The sequence below is a fragment of the Wenyingzhuangia heitensis genome (assembly GCF_011762155.1).
Lineage (GTDB): Bacteria > Bacteroidota > Bacteroidia > Flavobacteriales > Flavobacteriaceae > Wenyingzhuangia > Wenyingzhuangia heitensis.
On record NZ_JAASQL010000007.1, the window covers coordinates 19,249 to 44,210 of the forward strand.

Below are 24,962 nucleotides of genomic sequence, written 5' to 3' on the forward strand. Positions count from 1 at the left end.
TTCCCAATTGCAAGAACCACTTTTTTAGAACCACCCCATGTGGTGAAAATGGTCAGTTTTAGGGGTGGAATCTTGTTTTTTCTTTCTGTTAAAAATAATACGAGGTTGTTTTTTGTTTGACAATTAGGTGTTTAGCTAAATAGGTGCTAGAGTTACCAATTCTGTTTTTGTTCTAATTGTTGATTTAAATTGACTTCTTGTAAAGGATAAGGCAGAGACATATGCTTGCTTGGGTTAAAAAATTGTCCTGCTCTTAAATAAGATTTATGGTCTTCGTTGGTGTTGCTGTATTCTGGAGATCCTTGAATAGATGCATTTAAATCCATTAATTTTTCACCTAACAATTCCCAACGAATCAAATCGTGTTTTCTTAAAGCTTCAAAACACAACTCACGCAAACGCTCATCTACCAATTCCTCAAAAAAGGCTTGTTGACCTGCTATAGCATTTGGTTTGGCTGTACCAATAGGAAACAATCCTGCTCTGTTTCTAACTTCGTCTAAATATTGAATAGCACTGGCTGTGGGTCCACTATTAATAGCGTTGTCTGCCTCTGCGTACATTAGTAGTACATCTGAATAACGAACCACAGGAAAATTTACGGTTGAAAAATTTCGGTTAGGAGCTGGGTTGTCTTCTAAAACCACATAAGCCTCTAAAACACCAGGTTCTGGATCTGTAAATAAATCTTCGTAATTAGAAGGTTCCCAACGTCTATATTTTCCGGGAGCATAACCTCTAGCTAGTGTATTGGTTACGGCAGAGGCATTTCCAGATGCAGAATACGTCATTTCTGCCATGTTCCACATTTTACGAATACTATCATTGTTAGCAATGTAAGAATCACGTAGTAGTGGAGTTGTGTTGTACATGGCAAAAGCACCAGGATAACCATCATCTCCACCTCCTAAATTAAAAGGAACACCGTTTAAATTACCCAATCTACCGTGAGTATCAATTCCAGACTCTCTTAAATAACGGAAAGAAATTTCGAACAAAGACTCACGTATGTCATAAGAATTCTGAATGTAATTCAAAAAGTGTTTTCTGTATCCGTCTTCTGTAACCACTATTTTATCATCACTACCATCATTTACCACCATAGATTGTGAAACACTAAGACCATGAGCTCCAGATTGAATAATGGTATCACAATGTTTTTTAGCCAGTTCATACTTAGTTACATCCTTTATAGGGTAGGTTGCCATTTTTAAATAAGCACGAGCCATTAAACCATGAGCTGCATATTTGTTGGCACGTCCTGATACATAACTAGGATCTGTTGCTGCTGGTAAATGCAAACTTGCATATGTAAAATCTGTAATAATTTGGGCATACAAATCCTCTAGACTAGATACCGCTAAGTTGTTAGAAGATTGGTCTAATGTAGGTGTTAATGGCATAGGAACCTCTTCCCACCAATCTACCAGTAGTTGATAAGCATGTGCTCTTAAAAAACGAGCTTCACCTAACAATGCATTGTATTGTTCTTCTTCAAAAGCATTAGGGTCTAGCTTTTCTAAAAAAGTATTACTTAAATTAATGACTTCGTATAAGGCAGTCCATAAGTTTTTTACATAATTGTCTTGAGAGGTGTGTCTGTACAAACCTACTGTCCAATTCTCGTTGTATCTTCTGTTGTAATAACCTTCATCTGTACCAGAAGACATAATAATGGAAAGTGCTTGTCCATAAACTCTATCATCAGCTAGTTTAGAATAAATTCCAGACAAAGCAATTTCTGCTTGTGTTTGATCTTTGTAAAATTCATCTACTCCAATGGTTGATATAGGTTGTTCCTCTAAAAAATCGCTACAGCTTGCAAACAATGCAATGGCTAGTAGGGAGCTTAGCAGTTTATTGAAATGTATTTTCATTTTAAATAATTTTAAGTTTGTAAACAATTAAAAAGTGATGTCTAATCCTGTCATAACAGTAACGCTTTGTGGATATGCAGAATAATCTAAGTTTGGAGTTAAAGCTCCATATTTACCTACCGAAACATCAGGGTTGTAACCAGAGTACTTTGTCCAAGTGTACAGGTTTTGACCAGTAACATAGATACGTGCCTTTTTAAGGTTTAGCGGTTGTAGTATTTTTTTAGGAAGTCTATATCCTATAGAAACAGAGTTTAGTCTTAAGTAAGATCCATCTTCAATATATCTATCATCAATTAAATTTCCTTTAGGAGCGGTACCAAAAACGGATAAATAGCGAACTGTATTTATATCTGTATCCGTATTGGTAGGTGTCCAAATATTGGTTAAATCTTTAAAACCATTTTGAGACCCTGCTCCAGGCACATTAAATACGGCTTTGTTGGCATTTAAAATATCAAAACCATAAGACCACTGGAATAGCACGCTTATATCAAAGTTTCCTACTTTAAAGTTGTTAGACAACCCTCCAAAGTGTTTAGGATGTGGATTTCCTATAATTACACGATCTTCATTGTTTATAGTTCCGTTACCATCAATGTCTTTAAACATTACACTTCCTGGGGCTACTGGTAAAGCACCATTGTCTGGAACTCCATCTTTTAAAGTATAGGTCTGTAAGTTGTTGTCCCAATTAAAATCTTCCCATTGATAAATTCTTTCGTATTGTAAACCGTACATCATTCCTACAGGTTGTCCTATTTTTGTGATGTATTGGTTTTCTGCATACCCACTGTTCCATTCAGGATCTGTATAAATAGCTTCTTGACCGTTGTTTAGAGCCAATGTTTTGTTGCGGTTAAATGCAATGTTAAAAGAAGTAGTCCATTTAAAATTTTTGCGATTAAAGTTTTGAGTGGTTAAAGAAAACTCAAATCCTTTGTTTTCTATTTTACCTACATTTTGCTGTACTTTGTCAAAACCAGTATGTGGAGCGGTCTCTGCATTTAATAACAAATCACTAGTTTGTTTGTTGTAGTAATCTACAGTAGCTTCAATTTTTTGATCTAGCAAACCAAAATCCAATCCAATGTTTGTTTGTGCTGTAGTTTCCCAAGTTAAATCTGGCACACCTAAATTACTTTGGTAAGCTCCCGGAATGTAGTTTTGTCCTGTTCCCCAAGCGTAACCACTACCAGTGTTAATATTTAGCTGATTGTAGGCTTGGTAATCTTTAACTCTGTTATTACCTGTAACTCCCCAACCTGCTCTAACTTTAGCAAAAGAAATGGCATCTATGTTTTTGATAAAATCTTCTTCACTTAACTTCCAAGCGGTAGAAAAAGAAGGAAAATATCCCCAACGATTCTCTTCACTAAATTTAGAAGAACCATCTGCTCTGTAAGTAAAGGTTAATAGATATTTGTCTTTTAAAGAATAATTTACACGTGTAAAATAAGATAGCAATGTGTTTTTAGAAATAGAACTTTGAGGAATAGAAGGAGATGTTCCCAATCCTATATTGTCTATTCCGAATAGGTCTGTTGGAATTTCAGAGTTTTTAAGATAGGTATATTCATAACTTCTTGCTTGCATTTCCATTCCTCCTAAAAAGGCCAAATCACTTTTTCCTACATGAGTTTTATAAGTAATGGTGTTAGATGAAGATAAAGTTTGGTTTCTTCTTTGCGTAATAGAACCGTTAATATGGTCTGTTCCTCTTGCACCTGATTGTGTATCTTCTCCAAAAAACAAACTTTCTTTTCTGGTATCCACTTGATAGTTTCCAGATAGATTGATGTAGAAATTAGGTTGAAATTTATGTCTTAAAGAAACTCCACCACGAATAACATCAAACTTACTTTGTCTGTCCGTATTTTCTAGATTTTTTACAGGGTTGTATAAAAAACGTTGGTTGATATCAGCTGGATCATAACCTCCTAATTCTAAACCATCATCATTAATAGGTTCTACAGGTCTAAACTGAATAGCATCACGAATAACACTGGTGTATTTGTCTCCAGAAACTCGCAAACCACTTCGGTTTAAGTGCGTGTACATTAGGTTACCTTTAAACTCAGTCTTACTACTAATTTTTCTAGAAAACTTTAAGTTGTTTACAATTTTTTTATAACCTGTGTTTAACAAAGTTCCTTCCTGATCTATGTATTCTGTAGAAAAATAAATTCTACTTGTTTTGTCTCCTCCACTAATACTAGCGTTGTATTTGTTAGTTTTTGCCAATCTAAAAATTTCATCTTGCCAGCTAGTTCCCTCTACATTTCTGTACAGCTCTGGATCTACCCAATCTTGTGCAAAGAATTTTGTTCTATCGCCAGGAGAATACCCATCCATTGCATAGGCAATTTGTTGTTGGTATTTTACGTATTCATAAGGGCTTAACACTTCTAATCTGTTAGGAATCCATTGGTAACTGTTAGAAACATTAATTCTTACATCTGTTTTTCCATCGGTTCTACCGTTTTTAGTATTGATTAAAATAACACCGTTGGCAGCTCTAGATCCATAAATTGCTGTTGCCGATGCATCTTTTAAAATATCAAAAGTTTCAATATCATTTGTACTAATAGATCCTGGATCAAAATCTTCCAACGGAACACCATCAATAACATACAAAGGAGAGTTGTCTCCAGTAATTGAATTTCCTCCACGGATGACAATATTAACTGCCTCACCAGGAGTTCCATCTAAAGAAGTAATATTTACCCCAGAAACACGACCTGCCAATGCTTGATCAAAATTGGTGGTTGCGGTATTGCTAATTTCCTCTGGACTCACTTTGGCAACGGCACCTGTTAAATCTTTCTTTTTTACTGAACCATATCCTACAATAACTACTTCATCTAGCCCCATTCCTTTGGTTTCTAGTTGTACTTGTATTGTTTTTTGATTGAATATTTTAACTTCTTTGGTCTGAAAACCTAAATAGCTAAAAATAAGTTTGTTCCCTTTTTTTGCTTTCAGTTTATACAATCCATCAAAATCGGTAATGGTTCCTTTGTTTTGTCCTTTAAGTACTACAGAAGCACCTACCAAAGGTTCTCCTTTCATATCTGTTACTTTTCCGCTAATTACTTGTGCATACGATAGGGATGCACATAAAAATAAAAGCAGAAATCCTATGTTTTTTTTCATTTGAATAGAGTTTAGTGGGTTCTTTTTTTCTAGGTTTGATGTTACAATCATTCTTCTGAAGCTTTAAAGTGAACATCAGAAATGTAATATCTACCTGGTCTAGCAGCTGTGCTTATGTCGTTTAAAGAACCTGTGTAGTTAGATTTTACTTTAAATTTTAAAGTGAAGTTTTTAATGTCTTTGTAAGGGTTTAAGTCAAGCTCGCAACGTGTCCATTTATTGTCTGCATTTTTAGTAGCATCTTTTTGTCCGTCTGGATCACCACCACCAATTTTTTGATCTCCAGGATAAGGCAATCCTGCAAAAGGAGTAGTTGTTAAACTGTTGATTTGACTAGTAACTTCATCGTTAATTTTTGTCCAAGTAGCTGTTGCGTTATTTCCTGTATAATCTGCAGAATAATAAACTTCTAGTTCTGTAGGAGTTTTTCCATCAGGCATGTATTCTACATATTGATTTTTAATGTGGAATATGGCAGAAACATCAAACCCTAAACTAAATTGTGTTAAGTCTTGTGAGTTGAGGATGACATCAGACTCATGTGCCAATCGATCTCCAACGGTTACGTTGATCCAAATAGATTTGTTTTCAATTCCGTCTGGTCTTTCTTCTGCTGCTAAAGGTGATGGATTGGCTTGTGCCCAAGCTGTTGTAGAACCTTGCTCAATCATATCAATAGCATATCCAAAAGTTTTATTTTCGGATTCTAAGGTTGGATAAAAGAAGTAATTGGTCTTTTTAGGCAGGTCCACCGGAGTGTTAGAGGCAACTAGCATAAGAAAACTATCTCCTTGAAAAGTAGTAGTCTCTTGACTTATATTACTTGTTACTTGTACAGTTGGGTAAAGTGTGTCGTTTTCTGTAGTACTATAGCTATCTAGAAGAGAAATAACTCCTGTTTGGTTGTTGATGGATAATTTATCAGTATCAGATAACAAATCAAAAGTAACATCTGTATTTCCTGTAATTAAATAGGGCTGAGAAGTTGTGTTTCCTGTTCCTACCACCAAATTTTGAGCAATAGGAGAAAATAATAAGTTAGTGACTAGTTGTGGCCCAACATTTAAATGAAAAACATCGTTAAAAGTAGAGGTGTAGGTAGTTTCTTTATTTTGAGTGGTTACTTTCACATCAAAATAATAATCACCAATCCCAAATTTGTTTTCATCGGCAATGATAATAACTCCGGCTGTTTGATAGTTGGTAGCCGTGTAAGTTTTTACACTGTCTCCTTCCGTATTTACAAAATAATCTTCAGGATCTAAATTTGCGGTAACTTCTGTTGGGTTTTGAATGCTTACATCTGCCATATAAGTAGCATCTAAAACATTTCCATTTCCGTTTCTTCCTGCTATAATTTCGTAAGTAGGAATTAAGTTGTTGGTTTGTACAATAGGAGTTCCAGATTTAATGAACGAAAATTCACGAGCATTTAAAATTTCTGAATACGCTAATTGTGTGGGAGCTTTGTATAGAGAATCATTGGAGTTTTCTATAAAAGTATCTTTTGTACAACTACCAAAAAATAGTAGTAATGTGGCTGCACAAAACAAGGTGAGTACTTGGTTTTTCATGATCTTTAAAATTGTTTAGTTCGATGAACGCAATTTCAAAAAAGATGAGAATTTACAAGAGGGGGAAATTGCCTTTAGGGAGGGGATAAATTGCTCTTGCGTTGTGTTTACTGCAGTTTTACTGTGTTTTTGGTGATTTTATTTTAATTTACAGGGGTGTTTTTAATCATATTTTTAATAAATGGATTATTTGTTTGCCGATTAATTAGTCTTGTTTTCTGCGTTTTTAGATCTGTAAGCAGAGGGAACGTCATTAAACTGTTTTTTAAAGCAAGACCTAAAATATTTTAAATCGCTAAAGCCAATTTCATAAGCAATTTCAGAAATACTCATAGGAGTTTTTACCAACATTTGAGCTGCTTTTTTTAGTTTGATAGTTCTAATAAATTCGGTAATAGATTGATCTGTTAAGGCTTTGGTTTTTCTGTAAACTACAGATCTACTCATGTTCATTTTTTGAGTAAATTGGTTTACATTAAAATTATTGTCGTGTAGGTTTTCTTCAATAATATCAATGGCTTTTTTTAAGAATTCTTCATCAGCAGAAGTACTCACCATTTCTTTAGGTTCTAAAATAATTTCTTTTTTAAACTTAGAAATCAAATTTTTACGTGTATTTAAAATATTCTGAACACGTATTTCTAAAATAGCAGCATCAAAGGGTTTAGAAATATAGGCATCGGCTCCGGTAGTAAAACCTGTTTTTTGATGTTCTATAGCTGTTTTTGCAGTTAGTAATATAACAGGAATATGGCTGGTAAGAATGTTTTTCTTAATGTTTTCACACAATTCAAAACCGTCCATTTCTGGCATCATCACATCACTAATCACCAATTCAGGATTTGTTTTTTTAAGAATTTCCAATCCTATTTTTCCGTTTTCGGCTTCAACAATATTGTAGTTGTGTTCAAAAATTTCTTTTACAAAGTTCCGAACTTCAATATTGTCTTCTACCACCAAAATGGTTTGTTTGTTAGGGTTGATGTGTTCCTCTTGTTGCAATGATTCTTGCTCTTGTGTTTTTAGATTTTTTTCTAATAAGAAAGACTTTTCAATATCAATATTGGCTACTTTGTGTGCAATACGTTCTTCTTCTCTTAAATGTTTTTTGCCAAGCGGAACCATTACTTTAAAACAAGTTCCGTCTTGTTTAGAACTAGTTGCTGTTATTTTTCCGTAATGCAATTCCACCAAATTTTTGGTTAACGCAAGTCCAATTCCTGTCCCTTTTTGTTTTCCTTCTTTGTCAAACCTATAAAAACGATCAAAAATTGAATCTAAATTTTGTGAAGGAATTACCTCTCCGTAATTGATGATTTTAATGGTGACATATTTTTTAAATTTTTCATCTTCAAATCCTATTTTAATAGCAATTTTTCCATGTTCCTCATTGTATTTAAAAGCATTGGAAAGTAAGTTGTATAATATTTTTTTCATTTTGATTTGATCAAACCAAAGTGAAATATTTTCTTGTTCGCTATAAAAATCAAAAGAGTATTGTTTAAAACTAGCCAGTTCATCAAAGGCTTTTTTAATGGTTTTTACAAAATCTACAATATTAGATTCCGATGCATACAACTGCAATTTACCAGATTCACTTTTTCTAAAATCTAGTAATTGATTGATTAACTCTAACAACATATTTGCATTGGTGTGCATAATTTTATGTTGTTTTTGAATTTCTATATTTCCCAAATTATTTTTAATCATACGTTGTAACGGACCAATAATTAGCGTAAGAGGGGTTCTAAAATCATGAGAAATATTAGTGAACATGGTTAGTTTTAACTGATTGATTTCCTCCAAACGTTCTTTGTCTAGTTTCTCTTGTTTTAACTCGTTTCTTTCTTTAATTCTAATAATGATAATGCGTTGTATAAACAACAACAAAGTGAATAGGAGTAAGGTGTAGATGGTGTAAGCCCACCAAGTTTTCCATGGAGCGGGTAATATGGTTAACTGAATATTTTTACCCGTAACATTCCATAAATTGTTGCTATTGGCTGCCTTTACTTTAAAGGTGTAGGTTCCGCTATCTAAATTGGTATAAGTGGCTCTTTTGTTTTGTCCTACATATTTCCATTCAGTATCAAAACCCTCTAATTTATAAGCAAACTGATTTTTTTCAGCTTGAGAAAAACTCAAAGCCGTATAATCTACCTGAATGTCATTTTGATTGTGTTTTAAATCAATCTTAAAATTAGGATTGGTAATGTTAATGTAGTTTTTGTTGTTTATGTTAATTCCATAAATATCAACAGGAGGCACAAAGTTATTTTTAATAATTTCTTTTGGGTTAAAAATGTTTAGTCCGTTGGTACCACCAAACATTAATACTCCATTTTTTCCTTTAGAGTAGGCTCCGTAATTAAACTCTCTACCTTGCAAACCATCAGGTTCTAAGTAATTTTCAATTTCATTACCTTCAATCGTTAAACTACTAATTCCACTATTGGTACTCATCCATATTTTGCCATCATTGCCAGAAATAATTCCATAAATTACTTCGCTCAACAACCCTTCTGCAATACTAAATTTGGTTGTAATGTTTTTGGTTACATCAACTTTGTAAAGACCTTTTCCTTCGGTACCTATCCATATTTTTTTTTGATGTACTAAAATACAGTTTACAGATTTTGGAATAAACGTTTTTGAGTTCTCGTTATTTAAAAACGTTACCTTATGTGTAAGCGTGTTAATTTTTTCAACTCCTCCCAATCCTCCAATTAAAATTTCATTTGCTTTGTCTGACTTAGAAATACATTTAATAGAGTTTAAGTAATTGGATATTTTTTTAATTGTTTTGTTGGTTGTGTTGTAAACAAAAAGTCCTTTTGCCAAAGTTCCAATCCATATATTTTGCTGTTCGTCTTGGTACAAACTTAAAATTCTACATTCCTCTAAATAAGTTCCATCACTTAAAATAGGATTCACTTTGTTAAATAAAAATGGCTTTTTTTGAATGTTGGTATAAAACAAGCCTTTGTCGTGCGTACCAATCCATAATTGATGATGTTTGTCTAATAAAAGTGCTTTTATATTGTTAGAGCCTAAAGAGTTTGGGTTTTTAGAATTGTATTTATAGTAGGTAAATGCATCTTTACTTTTGTTATAATAGTTTAAACCACCCCCTTCTGTTCCTACAAATAAGTTTCCATTATCTAGTTCAATAATGGAGCTAACTACACTGTAATTTAGCATTTTGTGACTAGTTCCGTAGGCTATTTGTTTAAACGTCTGAAAGTTGTAATCAAAATGATTGACACCACCAGCCCAAGTACCAATCCACATGTCTCCACGGTTGTCTCTAGTAATGTTGTAAATGGAATTCTGACTCAAACTCCCCAACCGGTTAGGGTCATTTACAAATTGTTTTACTTTGGTTCTTTGTGAATTTAGAATGTACAAACCGGTGTAACTACCTATCCATAAATTTCCGTCAACATCTTCGTTAAAAGTTCTAACGGGGCTTGTAATGTTGTACGGAGCATCTACAAATTTATGCTGTTTGGCATCCCAAGTTGCCAATCCGTTTTCGTAACCCAACCAAATTTTGTTCCTAGTATCCTGATAGATTTTTGGTGCATTGTTATGATGAGGTTCCGAATTGGAGTCATTAGGATATTGATACAATTCAACTTTGTGAAGATCTAAATTGTATTTGATAATTTTTTTGGGAGTACAAAGCCAAATAAAACCGTCTTTGGTTTTGTAGGCAGCTCTTATTTGATTGAATTTGATTTTATTACCAATATCTTTAGGCAATGCCTTTGATTTTTTATTTTCAACATCAACCAAAGTGATATTTTTGTTGGTGGTAATCCATAGCGTTTTATCATCAACCTGAGCTATGTTCCAAACATTATTATCTGTTAAAAAGTTGTTAGGATGATTTTTTTGATAACGGATAAAATTTCGCTCTTTAGGATTGTATAGGTTCAATCCATCTGTGGTACCTACCCAAATATTTCTGTTACTGTCTTCAAAAACAGAAGTGACCCAGCTGTGGCTAAGGCTTGTTGTATCTTCAGAATTGTGTCTAAAAACAATAACATCTGTTCCATCAAACATGTTTAAACCATCTCTGGTTCCAAACCATAAATATCCTTTAGAATCTTGTATTATAGAGGTAACCGATCTCTGAGAAAGTCCCTCTTTGATAGACAAATGCTTAAAACGAAGATCTTCTAGTTTGTCAAAAGCAGTTTGTGCAAAGGTGTGATTTTGAAAAAATAAAATTCCAAAAATCAACAAAATAATACGAGATAAAAAAGAAGTGTTTAACGTCATAAATTAAGAATTTCTAACAATCAATTCGGTTGGTAAAACTTTAGATTGATGTTGACCGTTTACATCTTTCTTTTCAATTAAATCTATCAATTGAGAACAAGCAATGGTTCCCATTTCAAAATCGGGTTGATTAATAGTGGTTAAATTAGGTTCTATTACCGCAGAAATAGGATCGTTGTTAAAACCTACTACAGAAATATCTTCAGGAATTCTAATTCCATTGGCTTTTAAGTATTGCATGGCACCAATGGCTGATGTGTCATTTGAGGCATAAATACCATCTATATTTCCAAGTTTTAGAATTTTTTTTGCAAACTCAACTCCATCATTTTCAGATAATTTAGCCTCAAAAATATAATCTTCGTTTACAGGAATATTGTGTTTTTTTAATGCCGCTATATAACCTTCTTTACGGTTTTTGTACAAAGCTATTTTCTGAATTCCAGAAAAATGAACAATATTTTTACAGCCTTTACTAATTAAATGTTGCGTGGCCACAAAGCTAGCTTCAAAATCATTAATAGTAATAGAAGCAAAGTTTTTTAAAGGGACAGGTCTGTCATAAAAGACAATAGGACCTCCATTGTTTTTAAAATTTTCTAAATGATCATAGTCTGTGGTTTCCATAGAAATTGAAATTAACAAACCATCTACACGGTTAGAGAGAAAAGTAGAAACTAATTTTTGTTCACGTTCAAAACTTTCAAAACTTTGACCAATTACTACATTATAACCTGCAATATATGCTCGTTCCTCAATACCAGAAATTACCGAAGAAAAGAAGTTTCTAGAAATTCTAGGCACTATAATTCCAATGGTATTTGTTTTGTTGGTTCTTAAATTAGATGCCAATGTGTTTTTTTGATACCCTAATTCTTTAGCTTTTTTTAAGATTAAATCTTTGGTTTTTTTAGATACCCTAGGGCTGTTGTTTAAAGCTCTAGAAACCGTTGAACTGTTAATGTTTAACGCTTTAGAAATATCGTGTATGGTTGGTTTTGAGTTTTTCATATAAAATTTATAGTCACGTAAATGTACTACCGAAACTAATCATCAACAAATATATAAATTCAAATTTTAAAAATACAATCGATTGTATTTTTAAAATATTTATTACATTTACCAAAAAATGATCAAAAGTGTAACATTATGAACAAAAACGTAGAAACAAGATATGCTGCTTCGCCAAGAGAAGTTAAGCAAATGGACACACAAGAATTAAGAGATGAGTTCTTGATAGAAAAATTATTTATTAGCAATGAGGTAAAGTTGGTGTACTCGCATTACGATAGATATATTATAGGAGGAGTGATGCCTGTAGATAAAACAATTCCTTTAGAAGTAGTAGATGCCTTAAAAGCAAATTACTTTTTAGAAAGACGTGAATTGGGAATTATTAACGTAGGTGGAAAAGGATCTGTAGAAGTAGACGGAACTGCTTATGAATTGAATCATAAAGAAGCTTTGTATGTAGGTAGCGGAAACAAAGAAATAAACTTTGTAAGTGCTGTAGCATCAGAACCTGCAAAATTCTACATAAACTCTACACCAGCACACAAATCTTTTCCAGTTAAAAAAATTGGTTTGGATGACGTGGAAGTAACTGAGTTAGGTTCTTTAGAAACGGCCAATGCAAGAACCATTCGTAAATACATTGTAAATAGTGTGGTAGACGTTTGTCAATTACAAATGGGAATGACTACGTTAAAAGAAGGAAGTGTTTGGAACACCATGCCAGCTCACGTTCACGACAGAAGAATGGAAATTTATTTCTACATAGACGTTCCTCAAGATCAAGCAGTATGTCATTTTATGGGACAACCTACAGAAACAAGACATATTTGGATGGCCAATGAACAAGCTGTTATTTCTCCACCATGGTCTATTCACTCAGGATCTGGAACTTGTGCTTACACTTTTGTGTGGGGTATGGCAGGAGAAAATTTAGATTATAGTGACATGGATATGTGCAAAATCAATGAGTTAAGATAACATCAACCAAACCAAAAATAAACCAAAACCAAAAATAAATGTCAATTAACTTATTTGATTTAACAGGAAAAACCGCATTGGTAACAGGAGCAGTGCACGGATTAGGAATGGCCATGGCCAAAGGATTAGGAAATGCAGGAGCAAAAATTGTTGTAAACGGTTTGTCTCAAGATGCTATTGATGCTGCAGTAGAAGAGTACAAAGCTTGTGGCTTAGATGCTTACGGTTATGTTTTTGATGTAACAGATGAAGCAGCTGTGATTAAAGGAATTAAAACCATTGAAGCAGAAGTAGCACCTATTGATATCTTGATTAACAATGCAGGTATCATTAAAAGAACTCCTATGATTGACATGGAAGTTGCTGATTTTACTGCTGTTATAAATGTAGATTTAATTTCGCCTTTTATTGTTTCTAAAAATGTAGCCAAAGGAATGATTGAAAGAGGAGGAGGAAAAATTATCAATATTTGTTCTATGATGAGCGAGTTGGGTAGAGACTCTGTAAGTGCTTATGCTGCTGCCAAAGGTGGTTTAAAAATGTTAACCAAGAACATGGCAACAGAATGGGCTAAGTACAACATTCAGACTAACGGAATTGGACCAGGATATTTTGCAACGAGTCAAACGGCACCTATTCGAGTAGATGGACATCCTTTTAATGAATTTATCATTAATAGAACCCCAGCTGCTAGATGGGGAGATCCAGAAGATTTGCAAGGAGCTGCTGTTTTTTTAAGTTCAAAAGCAAGTGATTTTGTAAATGGACATGTGGTCTATGTTGATGGTGGAATTTTAGCTACTATTGGTAAACCCTCTAACGAAAATTAATTTTATGTTACGTACAATAAATAAAATAGGAGTCTTTTTATTGTTTGTTTGTTTCTTGTCTTGCAAGAAACAAACAAACATTGTTGTTAAAAATACATTGGATGTTCCTCGTTCTTCTGAGAATGTGGTCTTAACTAAAGCATTTTTACAAGTAGAAAGTCTCAAAAATATAGGAATAAAAAATACAACTACAGAAAAATTAGAAGTTGTGCAATTGGTAGATGTTGATGGAGATGGAAAAATGGACGAATTGTTATTTCAGCCCAAAGTAGAAAGTAATTCTAAAACAACTTATGCTGTAGTCACGGTTACAGAGCAAGAACAACCCAATTCTGAAGAATGGTGTTACTCAAGATTTGTTCCAGAACGTACCGATGATTATACGTGGGAAAATGACAAAGTTGCTTTTAGAATGTATGGACCGACTGCTCAAAAAATGATAGAAGATAGAGTTCCTGGGGGTACACTCTCTAGTGGAATAGATGGTTGGTTAAAAAGAGTTTCGTATCCAATTATCAACAAATGGTATGCAGAAAATGACGAACATCCTGGGGCTTATCATAAAGACACGGGAGAAGGTTTAGATAATTTTCATGTTGGAGTAAGTAGAGGAATAGGAGGGTTGGCAATCAAAGGAAAAGACACGTATCATTTTTCTAAGAATTATACAGCATGGAAAACCATTACAACAGGACCTTTAAGAACTTCTTTCTATTTAAAATTTGCTGATTGGAAAGTAGAAGATCAAACGGTTACAGAGTATAAAATCATCACACTAGACAAGGGAAGTAATTTATCTAAAATAGAAACTTTTATTACCGGTGCAGATAAAGTTTCAGTAGGTTTAACACTACACGATCAAAAAGGAAAAGTTGATGTTAACCAAGAACAAGGTTGGATGAGTTATTGGGAGCCTTTACAAGATTCTGAAATAGGAACTGGAATTGTAATCAATGATAATGATTTTTTAGGGCAAGAAACCTATATAGTAGAAGAAAAAGATTTGTGTAATGCCTATGCACATGTAAAAGTTAATAACAATAAAGTTACTCACTACGCAGGATTTGGATGGAAAAAAGCAGGTGAGTTTACCACAGCAGCAAAGTGGAAAGCGTATTTAAAAGATTTTAAAAACAAATTAGAACATCCTTTGCTAGTAGAACTTAAATAATACTTTAGAAAAGAAGTAGAAGCCCTCGGAAGAATTTACTGTTCCGAGGGTTTTTTATGGAATAAATCTATTCTAATTGCCAAATTTTAAAGTTCTTGTACCTGGCACTTCGGGTATACATGTGTCTTAGTCCAACTCGGCCATAATTGCAATCAGCAAACTCAGAAACATCCCATTTGCAAATTTTTTGATCAGCAGTATCTTGTTTGTTCTGAATGTGCATTTCAATCTGGCTTTTGTATTTAAAAACTTGAATGTGATACGTAAGATTGGTTTTAAAAAGTCCAGTGTTAAAATGATCTCCAGGAACATCGGTGTTTTGTAAACCTATTTGTGTGGGATTGTATCTTCTTAATCGAATGTAATCATGGTCTCCAGAATATTCTTTAGCAGAAAAAGCAGCATAACTAATATGGTAGGTATGTATGTTGTTAAAGTAAGTTTTCATGTGCGGAACCGTTCTTTTGTTATTCCATAAAGAAATATCAGTAGGATATTCTTCAGTCCCTTTTCCTGTAGTATGAAAATAAAGAATGTTCACACATCTAGAGGTAGTATCTGTTTTGGTGTAATCATATTCAATACAAATGTTTCCTTTAAAGCTTTTTTTAGTCCACAAAACGGTATGGCAAGTATCATTTCCATGTTCTGGTCCAGCAATTAATTCCATTCCTTTTTTAGAATTAACTACTTTAGATTTTGTACCATCTAACATCCAGTTCTGTGTCCAGTTTTGGGTTCCATCATCAGAAAATAAAAGCGTTTTTTTTTGATAGCTAGATGAATGTTTACAACTTAAAAGTGTTAAAATTAGAATAGAAAAACAAAAGAATATTTTTTTCATTTTGATAGAATTATGAGTGTAATATAAATATACTTTGTTTTAGCAGATAGAAATAGTATTAAAACAAAGTAGACGAATTTACCCTTTGTATTAGAGCAAAATAGCTCCTAAAAACACAAGCCGCTCCTTGGTTAAGGAACGGCTTGTGTTTGGAAAAAGAATGAGATTATTTAACTCCTAAATAATCCAATCTTCTTACAGCTTGTGGTTCTGTATAAACAGTTGCTAATTTTTCTTTTTCAAGGTTGAATTTATAATCAAATCCATCTTGCATAACTACAATAGAGTTTAGCATTAACAAAGCTTCATTAGGATCTTTAGAATCGTATAAAGCTTGTGTCATTACTTTTACTGGATTTTTATTTCCAATGGCTCCTAAAAATTCAGCAGCTTTCACTCTGTTAATTAGTTCTGAATCATTTTCAGATATCTTAATCGCATTTTTAACAAATTGATCTGCTTGTTTTCCAAAGCTAGTACAAGCATTAATAGCCCAATATCTTTCCCAAGAGTCTTTAGAATTTAAGTATTTTTCAATCTTATTTTTAGCAGTTTTAAAATCTTCTAAAGCTAAATTGGCAACAGACAAGTATTGTTTAATATCTGCTTGGTGAGTCTTACCAAAAGCAGCAGGATTGTTAAAAGCATTTTTGATTAAGTAAAATTCTGGATACAAAGATAAATCGTTGATAGTTTCCATTTTGTTGGTTAGCAATCCTCTTAATTCAACCAATTTGTTTTTAAGAGCAGGATCGTTTGCTAAATTTTTTGTTTCATATGGATCTGCTTCAATATCATACAGAGCTTCAGGAGCTTTTGTGTTAAAAAATTGTGATTGAACTTCATTTAATTTTCCTGCTTCATTCAATTCACTCCACTCCTTATAAGCCAATTGTTTGTAACGGTAGTTGTTCATCAATCCATCATAATTAATAGGCTGAAAATTTCTTAAGTACTTGTATTTTCCTTTTCTATATCCTCTAACCATGTCGTATTTTTCGTCCATTCTGTCAGAATAACTAAAAGTTTCATCACGATCACTAAGCTCTTTAGCAGAAATATTTTTACCTAAGAAAGGTTTTCCATCAATTCCTTCTGGTATTTTAATTCCAGCAATGTTCATTAATGTTGCTCCAAAATCTACAAAACTTACAAAACCATCGTTTCTAGTTCCAGCTTTTATGTTTACCAAATGTTTATATTTTTCTGGAATGTAAACTACCATTGGTACTTCTAAACCAGTTTCTAAAATATATCCTTTGCTTCCTGGTAAAACTCCACCGTGATCAGAAAAATAGAAAATAAAAGTATCGTCCATTAAACCATCTTTTTTTAATTCATCTACAACTTGACCTACTTCTGTGTCCATTTGCACAATTTTGTCTCTATACCAAGCGTTGGTATATTTCATCAATTTTGTATCTGGATGATTTGGTTGTACAGAATAATCTTTTGGGTTGGCATTTGTTTTTTTTGTTTCGTAATCTTCTTGTGTAAAATGCACTCTACTTTCGTGAGTAGTCATAATATTAAATACATGGAAAAAAGGTTGTCCTGGTTTTCTATTTCTCCACGTTGCTTTTTTAGAAGAAGAATCCCACACGGTATCTGATTTGATAATGTTGTAATCTTCTTTATAGCAATTGGTAGTATAATAACCTGCTTGTTTTAAATAAGCTGGATACATTTCTACATTGTTTGGCATAGGTACTTGTTGTAATCTTCTGTGATAATGTGAAGAAATTCTAGGTCCGTAAATTCCAGAAATTAAAGTAGAACGTGCAGCACTACAAACAGCAGCGTTAGAAAAAGCATTGTCAAAAATAACACCTTGTTCTGCTAAAGCTTCAATATTAGGAGTTGCAATACCGTTATCATCAAAAAGTTTTAAATAGTGTTTAGAATTGTCTTCAGAGGTAATCCAAACAATATTTGGATGTTCTATTTTTTCTTGTTTTTGTGCACATGCAGACAGCATGGTAATTGCTACTAATAAAATTAGTCTTAATGGATTCATAATTACTTTAAATTGAATTGGTCTATAAAAATAAATGTTTATCATTTATATAATAAATTTAAAATGTACTTATTACATATATGTTTTGATGTTTTTTTCTTTAAAAAAAACGTGAGTCTAAAATTATAACAATTTATAATTAGATATATAATTTAGCATACATAAACCTGTACAAAAACTGAACAAGTTGTTATTGAGACTTTAGTTTGTATAGATGGTTTAATTCTGAGGTTTAAGAACCGCTGTTATTTTGTTTTTTGTTAAATATTTGTTGGCTACTTTCTTAAGGTCTTCAGATGTTAATTGCTTTATTTTTTCTTTCTGATTTAAGAAATTATGAATATCAGTTTTATAAAAATCCGCATTTTTAATTTTATTGATCCAGAAGCCATTTTGTTTTAAAGCTTGTTTGTAATCTAACAATTGGGTTTCTTTAATTTTGTTTAAATCCTTATCAGAAATACCGTTGTTTTTTATTTTTTCTAATTCAGCTAAAGCTTTTTGAATTAGCTTGTCTACATTTTCTGGACCACAAGGAAAAGCAATAGAAAAATTGTATTGTTTAACAGGTAGTTTTCTAATACCTCCTTTGGCAGAAACTCCATAAACACCACTTTCTTCTTCTCTTAATTGTTCAATAAGTTTTATAGAGAGCACTTCTCCAAGACTTCTTAAATAATAATCTTCATTTTTTGTGTATTCTTTTGCTAAGCCAGAAAATAGGATTCTGACCAAACTTTTAGGTTCGTTTCCTTTTAAAACGGTTTTTTCTAAAATACCTTCCATCGGTTTTGTAGAAACATTTTTGTAAGTTTCTTTAGAATATGTGCTAGGTAAAGAAGCCAGGTAAGTTTTACAATATTCTTGCAAAGTTTGTTCATCAAAGTTACCTACAAAGTAAAAGTTAAAATCAGAAGCATCGGCAAAACGTTCTTTGTACTTTTGATACGCTAACTTATAATTTGTTTGGTTCCAGACCTCATCTGTAGGAAAACCAATGTGTCTTTTGTTGTGTTGATTTAAAAATTGATCAACCTCTACAGAAAAATAGGTTGAGGGTTTAGAAATTGCGTTTTTTAAGTAAGCCTGCATTTTATTTTTGTAAGAATTGTAGGCTTTTACATCGTAATTTAGTTTTGTAAAATACAAATGTGTTAATTGAAAAAAGGTTTCTAAATCTTTTGGAGTTGAAGCTCCACTCATTCCTTCACTTAAACTTCCAATAGATGGAGAAACACTTACGGATTTACCAGCCAATAATTTTTGCAAATCATTTTTAGAATATCCATTAACACCTGCTTCTGTTAAAGCTCTATTGGCAATGCTGGTTTGTTTGTATTCTTCATCTGTTAATAAAGAAGATCCTCCAAAACTAAAAGCTCTAAATAGAACTTGATTGTCTTTAAAATCTGTTTTTTTGTAACTTACTTTTACTCCGTTACTTAAAGTGATTTTTGTAATGTTTAGAACCGTGTCTTTTTCTATTTGGGTAATGCTCCCTGCTATTGGTAGTGTAGACATCAATCCATCTCCTAATTCTTTTTCCTGATAAGGTTTTAGTGATGATTTTTTTACTTTATTTAAAATTTGAATAACTTCTGTTTCAGTAATATGGGGAATGTTTTCTTTTTGTGGTCCTGTAAATATTATAACACGGTTGTTGTTATGAATGTAGTTTTTAAGTAAAGAATTGCAATCATTTAAAGAAATTTTAGGCAACAATTCTTGTAAATTTTTAAACTCCCACTCAACTCCTGGAATAGGTTCTGCATTTAAAAAGTTTTGAATATATTCTGACGTATAGCTTTTAGATTCTGATTTTTCTTTTTCGTTAAAAGCTCTCTCCATGCTATTTAATAATGATTTTTTAGCTCTTTCTAATTCGCTTTCTAAAAATCCAAAGCGAAAGGCTCTTTCATTTTCTTTTACCAAAGTTTTAAAAGCTTCTATTTGACCTGTTTCGCTACTAATAGCATAGTTTTGATATGCATTTTTAGATTTATCCCAAATATTACCATACCAAGAACCTGCATAAATAAAAGGAGGGTTTTCTTTGTTTTTTAGTTCGCTTAAACGATTGTTTAACATCGTACTAAATAAATTGTTGATCAAACTTTCTTGATAATCAGCAATAGTAACAACAGGTTTGGCAGTAGCTGTGCTTTTGTAATATAATTGTACGGTTGATCTAGTTGCTTCTGGATCTGTAACAATAGAAACCAATGTTTTTTTATGATTTGGAGTGGTGTATTCTGTTCTTTTTTTAGGTTTTTTTACAGCAGGATATTTTTCAAAGTGAGTCTTTATTTTTTCTTCTAGCGTTTTTACATTCACATCACCTACGGCAACAATGGCCATTAAATCGGGTCTGTACCAATTTTTATAAAACTCCCTTAAATCTTTATAAGTAAAATTTTCTAAGACTTTTTTAGTTCCTATAGGCAAACGCTCTGCATAACGAGATTTGTACATTAATTTAGGTAAATAATCGGCTAACATTCTTTTGTTTGCTCCCAAACCTAATCGATATTCTTCTAGAACTACACCTCTTTCTTTGTCTATTTCTTCATCTGTTAAAGAAGCGTTAAAAGCCCAGTCTTCTATAATTTGAAATCCTTTTTCTAGTTTTTCATCATCGTCTGTAGGAATGGGCAATATGTAAACAGTTTCGTCAAAACTGGTGTAGGCATTTAGGTGAGCTCCAAACTTAACTCCAATACTTTGTAAATAATCTACTAGTTCATTTTTGTTAAAGTTCTTAGAACCATTAAAATTCATATGCTCCATAAAATGAGCCAATCCTAATTGTTTTTCGTTTTCTAGAATAGAGCCTGCCTTCACCACCAAACGCAATTCTACTTTTTGTTCTGGTTTAGAATTTTGTCTAATGTAATATGTCATACCGTTAGATAAAACTCCTTTTTTTACATTTTTATCTGTAGGAATAGCAGAGGTTGTCGCTGTTTTGTTGGTTGTTTCTGGATTAGAAATGCGATTACAAGAGATAAATGCAACTATAAATGTGGCAACTATAAGTACTTTTTTCATAAGATAAAGGATGCTTTTTTTTATAAACTTATTAATTATAGATCAAAGAATATGTTTCAAAAGGATTAATTTCGTTTTTAATTAAAGATATAGAGTTACCAAACAATGTTCCAAAAAAAACTAAAAATTCCTATTGATGGATTTATTCTATCTTTATTAGGTGCTATTTTAATTGCTGTTGTATTTCCTAACGGAGCCAAACTTTTAAAAATTAAGGAAATAACTAATATTGGAATTGCGTGTATTTTCTTTTTTTATGGATTAAAATTATCCTTTAAAGAAATACAATCAGGATTAAGAAACTACAAGGTTCATGTTTTAATTCAGATAACTACTTTTTTAATTTTTCCTATAATTTTAATTTTGTTAAAACCTATAATTACAAATTTAGTAGGGCCAGATTTTTGGATAGGATTGTTCTTTTTAGCAGCTTTGCCTTCTACAGTTTCTTCTTCGGTAGTTATGGTTTCTTTGGCAAAAGGAAACGTGCCTTCGGCCATTTTTAATGCAAGTATTTCTGGAATTATAGGTGTGTTTGTAACTCCTGTTTGGATTAGTATATTTGTGTCTACGTCAGGCAATATCTCACTTTCATCTGTGTTTTTAAAACTTTTTATTCAGATTATAGCACCCTTAACATTAGGTTTGTTGTTCAATAAAAAAATAGGAGTGTATGCAAAGAAAAACTCAAAACGAATTGCTTTTTTTGATAAGGTAATTATTGTATTAATTGTGTATGCTAGTTTTTGTAGTTCTATTTTAGAAAACATTTTTGGTGGAGTAAGCATTTTAAACTTAGTCTATTTATTTTTTATAGTTGTGTTTCTTTTTGGTCTGTTAATGGCTATTGTTTTTGTGACTTCTAAATTTCTTAAATTAAAGTATCAAGATAAAATTACGGCCATGTTTTGTGGTTCTAAAAAATCGTTGGTTCACGGTTCTGCCATGTTAAAAATTATTTTTTTAAACAATCCAAGTGCAGGTATGTATTTGTTACCAGTTATGTTATATCACATTAGTCAATTAATGATTTTAGCTTTTGTAGCCAACAAATTGGGGAATAGAAATTAACAATAGAAAATAGTTTTTTTATAAGTGTTTGTAATTGATTTAGTTATGTGTCGACCAAAAGATAACTAACCAACACTTATACCCTAAATGAAAACAATGCACTTTTTTAGTTTTTTACTACTAATCAGCCTCACTTCCTGTATTCAAGAAGATTTGGTAGACGATTATGTAGAACCAGAATTTAGAGTTGACATTCAAAACCCTGTCCCTGCAAGAATAGGTTTGAATAATACGTATCAATTTTCTGCTTCTTTTTTTAATGATATTGGACAACAAATAGATACACCAATTACTTGGTCTAGTTCCAATACTACTGTAATTACAGTAAGCAGTCAAGGATTGGCAACTGCAGTAGGTACGGGACAAGCAATTATAATAGCTAGTGTAACAGATGATAATCCCAAAAAAACATCACAAACTATTACCCAAAGCATAGGAACTATTACTGTGGATGAAATAAAAGAAGGAACGCTAGTTATTAATAACCCAAGAACAACCTCAATGCTGATTGGTGCTACCTATAATTACAATGCAGATTATATTGGAGAGGGAGTTTTAAACTGGTCCAGCTCCAATTCAAATATAGCTAGTATTAATGCAGTTACAGGTCTAGTTACTGCAAAAGCCTCAGGAAATACAACAATTACGGTTACTGTTCAAGATCAAGGAAATACATTAACGGATACAACTCAACTAAGTGTTATTACTGCTGTTTCTAAACAAGCTACTTTATCGGGTTCTTATGGTTTATCTGGTAATGTTACGTTTACCAATTCAAGTTTAAATTTTTCAGATGATTTTAGTGTGAGCTCTGCACCTGGAGGCTATTTTTATTTATCTAACAATCCTAACTCTATCAGCGCAGCTATAAAAGTAGGAGGACAAGTAAATGAAAGAACTGGAGCGTGGTCAATTTTACTAAACAATATTGATGTGAACGATTACAACTACATTATTTTTTGGTGTGACCCATTTGATGTGTATTTGGGGGGAGGAACTTTTAACTAAACAAAACTAGACATATACTAAACATAACAGATGAAAAATAAATTTATAATGATAGCCATGCTTTTGTTTACTGCAAATGTAATGGCACAATGGACGAAAGGAAAAGGTAACGGATATTTTAAATTATCAACTTGGTATTTACAAGCTGATGAACATTTTACAGATTCAGGAGACAAGTCTCCTTTAACAACAAGAGGAGTGTTTAATGTTAGTTTGTATGGGGAGTACGGATTGACAGATAAGTTAGATATAATAGCTTACATTCCATTCTATGTAAGGAGTTTTCAAAACAAATCGGTTTCTGCTACCAGAGGAACTGTTGTTACAGAAGGTGCAGCATTAAACAGTTTTGGAGATACAGATATAGGAATTCGATATTCGTTATTGAAGAACAGTAAGTTAGCTGTTTCATCAACTTTAAAGTTTGGGATTCCATTAGGAGAAACAGAAGGAGGAAATGAAAGAGCGGTGCTGCAAAACGGAGATGGAGAATTTAATCAGCAATTACAGGTAGATCTAGGAATTCCTTTTGTATTAGGAAACTTAGGGGCTTATGCAAAAACACATTTGGCTTATAATCATAGAACAGAGGGGTTTTCTGATGAGGTCTATTATGGAGGAGAATTAGGTGTTCAGTTTTTTAATAGACTATGGCTTATAGGTAGGTTGACTGTTTTAGAATCTACCAGAAATGGATCTTTAAGTGATGCAGGAAGTGTAAACGGAAGCATTTTTGCTAACAATATAGAGTACACAAATTTAGGAGCAGAGGTGGCTTACTATATAACCTCTAAAGTGGGACTTTCATTTACTTATACTTCGGTAGTGTCGGGTAGAATTATTGTGGCGGCTCCATCGTACAGTGGAGGAGTGTTTTTAGATTTGTAACTAGTCTCAATCAAAACATTTGTGGTAGTGTTTAAATCCAAAGACACCATAGTTATAAAACCTATCTGTTAGCTTTGAAAAAAAAGTATATAAAATGAAGATAGTTTTAAAATCAATGGTCATTGTTACCATGTGTTTGTTTTGGAATTGTAGCAATGCTACTGGAGATAATTTTGTCCCACCAAGCGAAGAAGAAAATTTAGAAGAAGAAACTTTGTTAGGGTCAGATGTTAGTGCACCCACATTTAATGCCAATCAGGATCCTAATACCACAGATAAAAAATGGGTAAAAGTAGTTGAGCTTTCAGATGAATTTGAAGGAAGTAAATTAGATACCAAAAAATGGAATCCTACTCCAGAAACAATGTGGAATGGAAATGATAGAGGATGGTATGGATCAAATAGGTCATTGTTTGATGAAGACAATGTATCTGTTGGAGATGGACATTTAAGAATACAAGGTATAAAGTATGCTTCTCCACAATACGGTCCTAAGGATAATACTTCTCAGCCTGCTAACAGAAGGTATGGTGGTGCTTATTTGTACGGAAAAACATCAGCCAAAGAAGGGTATTATATGGAAGCTAGAATGAAAGCTAGTGGTACAGCAATGTCAGCAGCTTTTTGGTTAAAAACGCCTCCAATTCCATGTAGTAGTAACCTAAGTTATGGAGAGAATTTAGAAATTGATATTCAAGAGTGTGTAGGAGTTTTTACAGGTGAAAAAGGAGATGCTTGGACGAAAGATGATTGGGCGGTAGATTCTAAGTGGGATCGTATTTTTCATTATAACACACACAGACATAATGCAGGAGATTGCTATACTGGAGGGAAAAAAACCAAAGGAGGGAAACTGAATTTTGATGAAAAAAATGCAGATAAATTTCATGTTTACGCTGCTTATTGGTATCCAGGAGGAGAGCGTGTAGACTTTTTTATTGATGGAGATTTTGTAAAACAAGTAACTCCTGCTGTTGCTTTTAAAGGAGAATTACGTTTAATTATGTCTAGTAACTTTTACGATTGGATAGAAGAGACAACAGCAGAAGAAATGGGATTTACCAAACCTTTAGAAGAACGTTACACTAGGTTTGATTGGGTGCGTACTTGGGAGTTGAAATAATAATAAATTAAAAATATTTTTAGATAAAAAACAAAAGAGATCGTATGTATACGGTCTCTTTTGTTTTAAAACT

General features: G+C 32.6%; 15 protein-coding genes. 7 read left to right on the plus strand and 8 right to left on the minus strand.

Going from position 1 to position 24,962, the window contains the following annotated elements; genetic code table 11:
* Window positions 1-152: 152 nt before the first annotated feature.
* The 5 genes from FHR24_RS14670 to FHR24_RS14690 all read right to left on the minus strand — a co-directional run bounded on the left by FHR24_RS14670 (window position 153) and on the right by FHR24_RS14690 (window position 11,908).
* Complete coding sequence (locus FHR24_RS14670) at window positions 153-1,877, minus strand: RagB/SusD family nutrient uptake outer membrane protein (RefSeq protein ID WP_167190669.1); 1,725 nt, start codon at window positions 1,875-1,877, stop codon at window positions 153-155.
* Window positions 1,878-1,904: 27 nt separating this feature from the next.
* The gene (locus FHR24_RS14675; RefSeq protein ID WP_243846567.1) at window positions 1,905-5,033 is read right to left on the minus strand and encodes a SusC/RagA family TonB-linked outer membrane protein; all 3,129 of its coding nucleotides are present in this window, start codon (window positions 5,031-5,033) and stop codon (window positions 1,905-1,907) included.
* 47 nt (window positions 5,034-5,080) lie between these two features.
* Window positions 5,081-6,607: a hypothetical protein gene (locus FHR24_RS14680; RefSeq protein WP_167190675.1), complete on the minus strand. Its 1,527-nt coding sequence runs from the start codon at window positions 6,605-6,607 to the stop codon at window positions 5,081-5,083.
* A 201-nt stretch (window positions 6,608-6,808) separates the two neighbouring features.
* Entirely contained in the window at window positions 6,809-10,897 is a 4,089-nt protein-coding gene (locus tag FHR24_RS14685; RefSeq protein WP_167190679.1) for a hybrid sensor histidine kinase/response regulator transcription factor, read from the minus strand.
* 3 nt (window positions 10,898-10,900) lie between these two features.
* Window positions 10,901-11,908 carry a LacI family DNA-binding transcriptional regulator gene (locus FHR24_RS14690; RefSeq protein ID WP_167190682.1) on the minus strand — a complete coding sequence of 336 codons (1,008 nt, stop codon included), beginning with the start codon at window positions 11,906-11,908 and terminating at the stop codon, window positions 10,901-10,903.
* A 138-nt stretch (window positions 11,909-12,046) separates the two neighbouring features.
* On the opposite strand from FHR24_RS14690, the gene kduI reads away from it, so the two are divergent.
* The 3 genes from kduI to FHR24_RS14705 are packed head-to-tail and all read left to right on the plus strand — an operon-like array spanning window position 12,047 to window position 14,890.
* On the plus strand, window positions 12,047-12,889 hold the full coding sequence (gene kduI / locus FHR24_RS14695) for a 5-dehydro-4-deoxy-D-glucuronate isomerase (protein WP_167190685.1): 843 nt from the start codon (window positions 12,047-12,049) through the stop codon (window positions 12,887-12,889).
* A gap of 38 nt (window positions 12,890-12,927) precedes the next feature.
* Window positions 12,928-13,719, plus strand: a complete 792-nt coding sequence (locus tag FHR24_RS14700) for a gluconate 5-dehydrogenase (protein WP_167190688.1) — start codon at window positions 12,928-12,930, stop codon at window positions 13,717-13,719.
* A 4-nt stretch (window positions 13,720-13,723) separates the two neighbouring features.
* Complete coding sequence (locus FHR24_RS14705) at window positions 13,724-14,890, plus strand: DUF4861 family protein (protein WP_167190690.1); 1,167 nt, start codon at window positions 13,724-13,726, stop codon at window positions 14,888-14,890.
* Between the two features lie 67 nt (window positions 14,891-14,957).
* On the opposite strand, the gene FHR24_RS14710 is transcribed toward FHR24_RS14705, so the two are convergent.
* The 3 genes from FHR24_RS14710 to FHR24_RS14720 form a co-directional block, all read right to left on the minus strand.
* Window positions 14,958-15,734 (minus strand): DUF1961 family protein, encoded by a 777-nt coding sequence (locus tag FHR24_RS14710; protein WP_167190692.1) that lies wholly within the window; start codon window positions 15,732-15,734, stop codon window positions 14,958-14,960.
* A gap of 166 nt (window positions 15,735-15,900) precedes the next feature.
* Window positions 15,901-17,796: a sulfatase family protein gene (locus FHR24_RS14715; RefSeq protein WP_243846568.1), complete on the minus strand. Its 1,896-nt coding sequence runs from the start codon at window positions 17,794-17,796 to the stop codon at window positions 15,901-15,903.
* 174 nt (window positions 17,797-17,970) lie between these two features.
* Window positions 17,971-20,799 (minus strand): M16 family metallopeptidase, encoded by a 2,829-nt coding sequence (locus FHR24_RS14720; protein WP_167190694.1) that lies wholly within the window; start codon window positions 20,797-20,799, stop codon window positions 17,971-17,973.
* A 105-nt stretch (window positions 20,800-20,904) separates the two neighbouring features.
* On the opposite strand from FHR24_RS14720, the gene FHR24_RS14725 reads away from it, so the two are divergent.
* The 4 genes from FHR24_RS14725 to FHR24_RS14740 all read left to right on the plus strand — a co-directional run bounded on the left by FHR24_RS14725 (window position 20,905) and on the right by FHR24_RS14740 (window position 24,889).
* Window positions 20,905-21,870, plus strand: a complete 966-nt coding sequence (locus FHR24_RS14725; RefSeq protein ID WP_167190696.1) for a bile acid:sodium symporter family protein — start codon at window positions 20,905-20,907, stop codon at window positions 21,868-21,870.
* A gap of 87 nt (window positions 21,871-21,957) precedes the next feature.
* On the plus strand, window positions 21,958-22,878 hold the full coding sequence (locus FHR24_RS14730; RefSeq protein ID WP_167190698.1) for an Ig-like domain-containing protein: 921 nt from the start codon (window positions 21,958-21,960) through the stop codon (window positions 22,876-22,878).
* Between the two features lie 30 nt (window positions 22,879-22,908).
* The gene (locus tag FHR24_RS14735) at window positions 22,909-23,766 is read left to right on the plus strand and encodes a hypothetical protein (protein ID WP_167190700.1); all 858 of its coding nucleotides are present in this window, start codon (window positions 22,909-22,911) and stop codon (window positions 23,764-23,766) included.
* A 94-nt stretch (window positions 23,767-23,860) separates the two neighbouring features.
* Window positions 23,861-24,889, plus strand: a complete 1,029-nt coding sequence (locus FHR24_RS14740; protein WP_167190702.1) for a family 16 glycosylhydrolase — start codon at window positions 23,861-23,863, stop codon at window positions 24,887-24,889.
* Window positions 24,890-24,962: the final 73 nt, after the last annotated feature.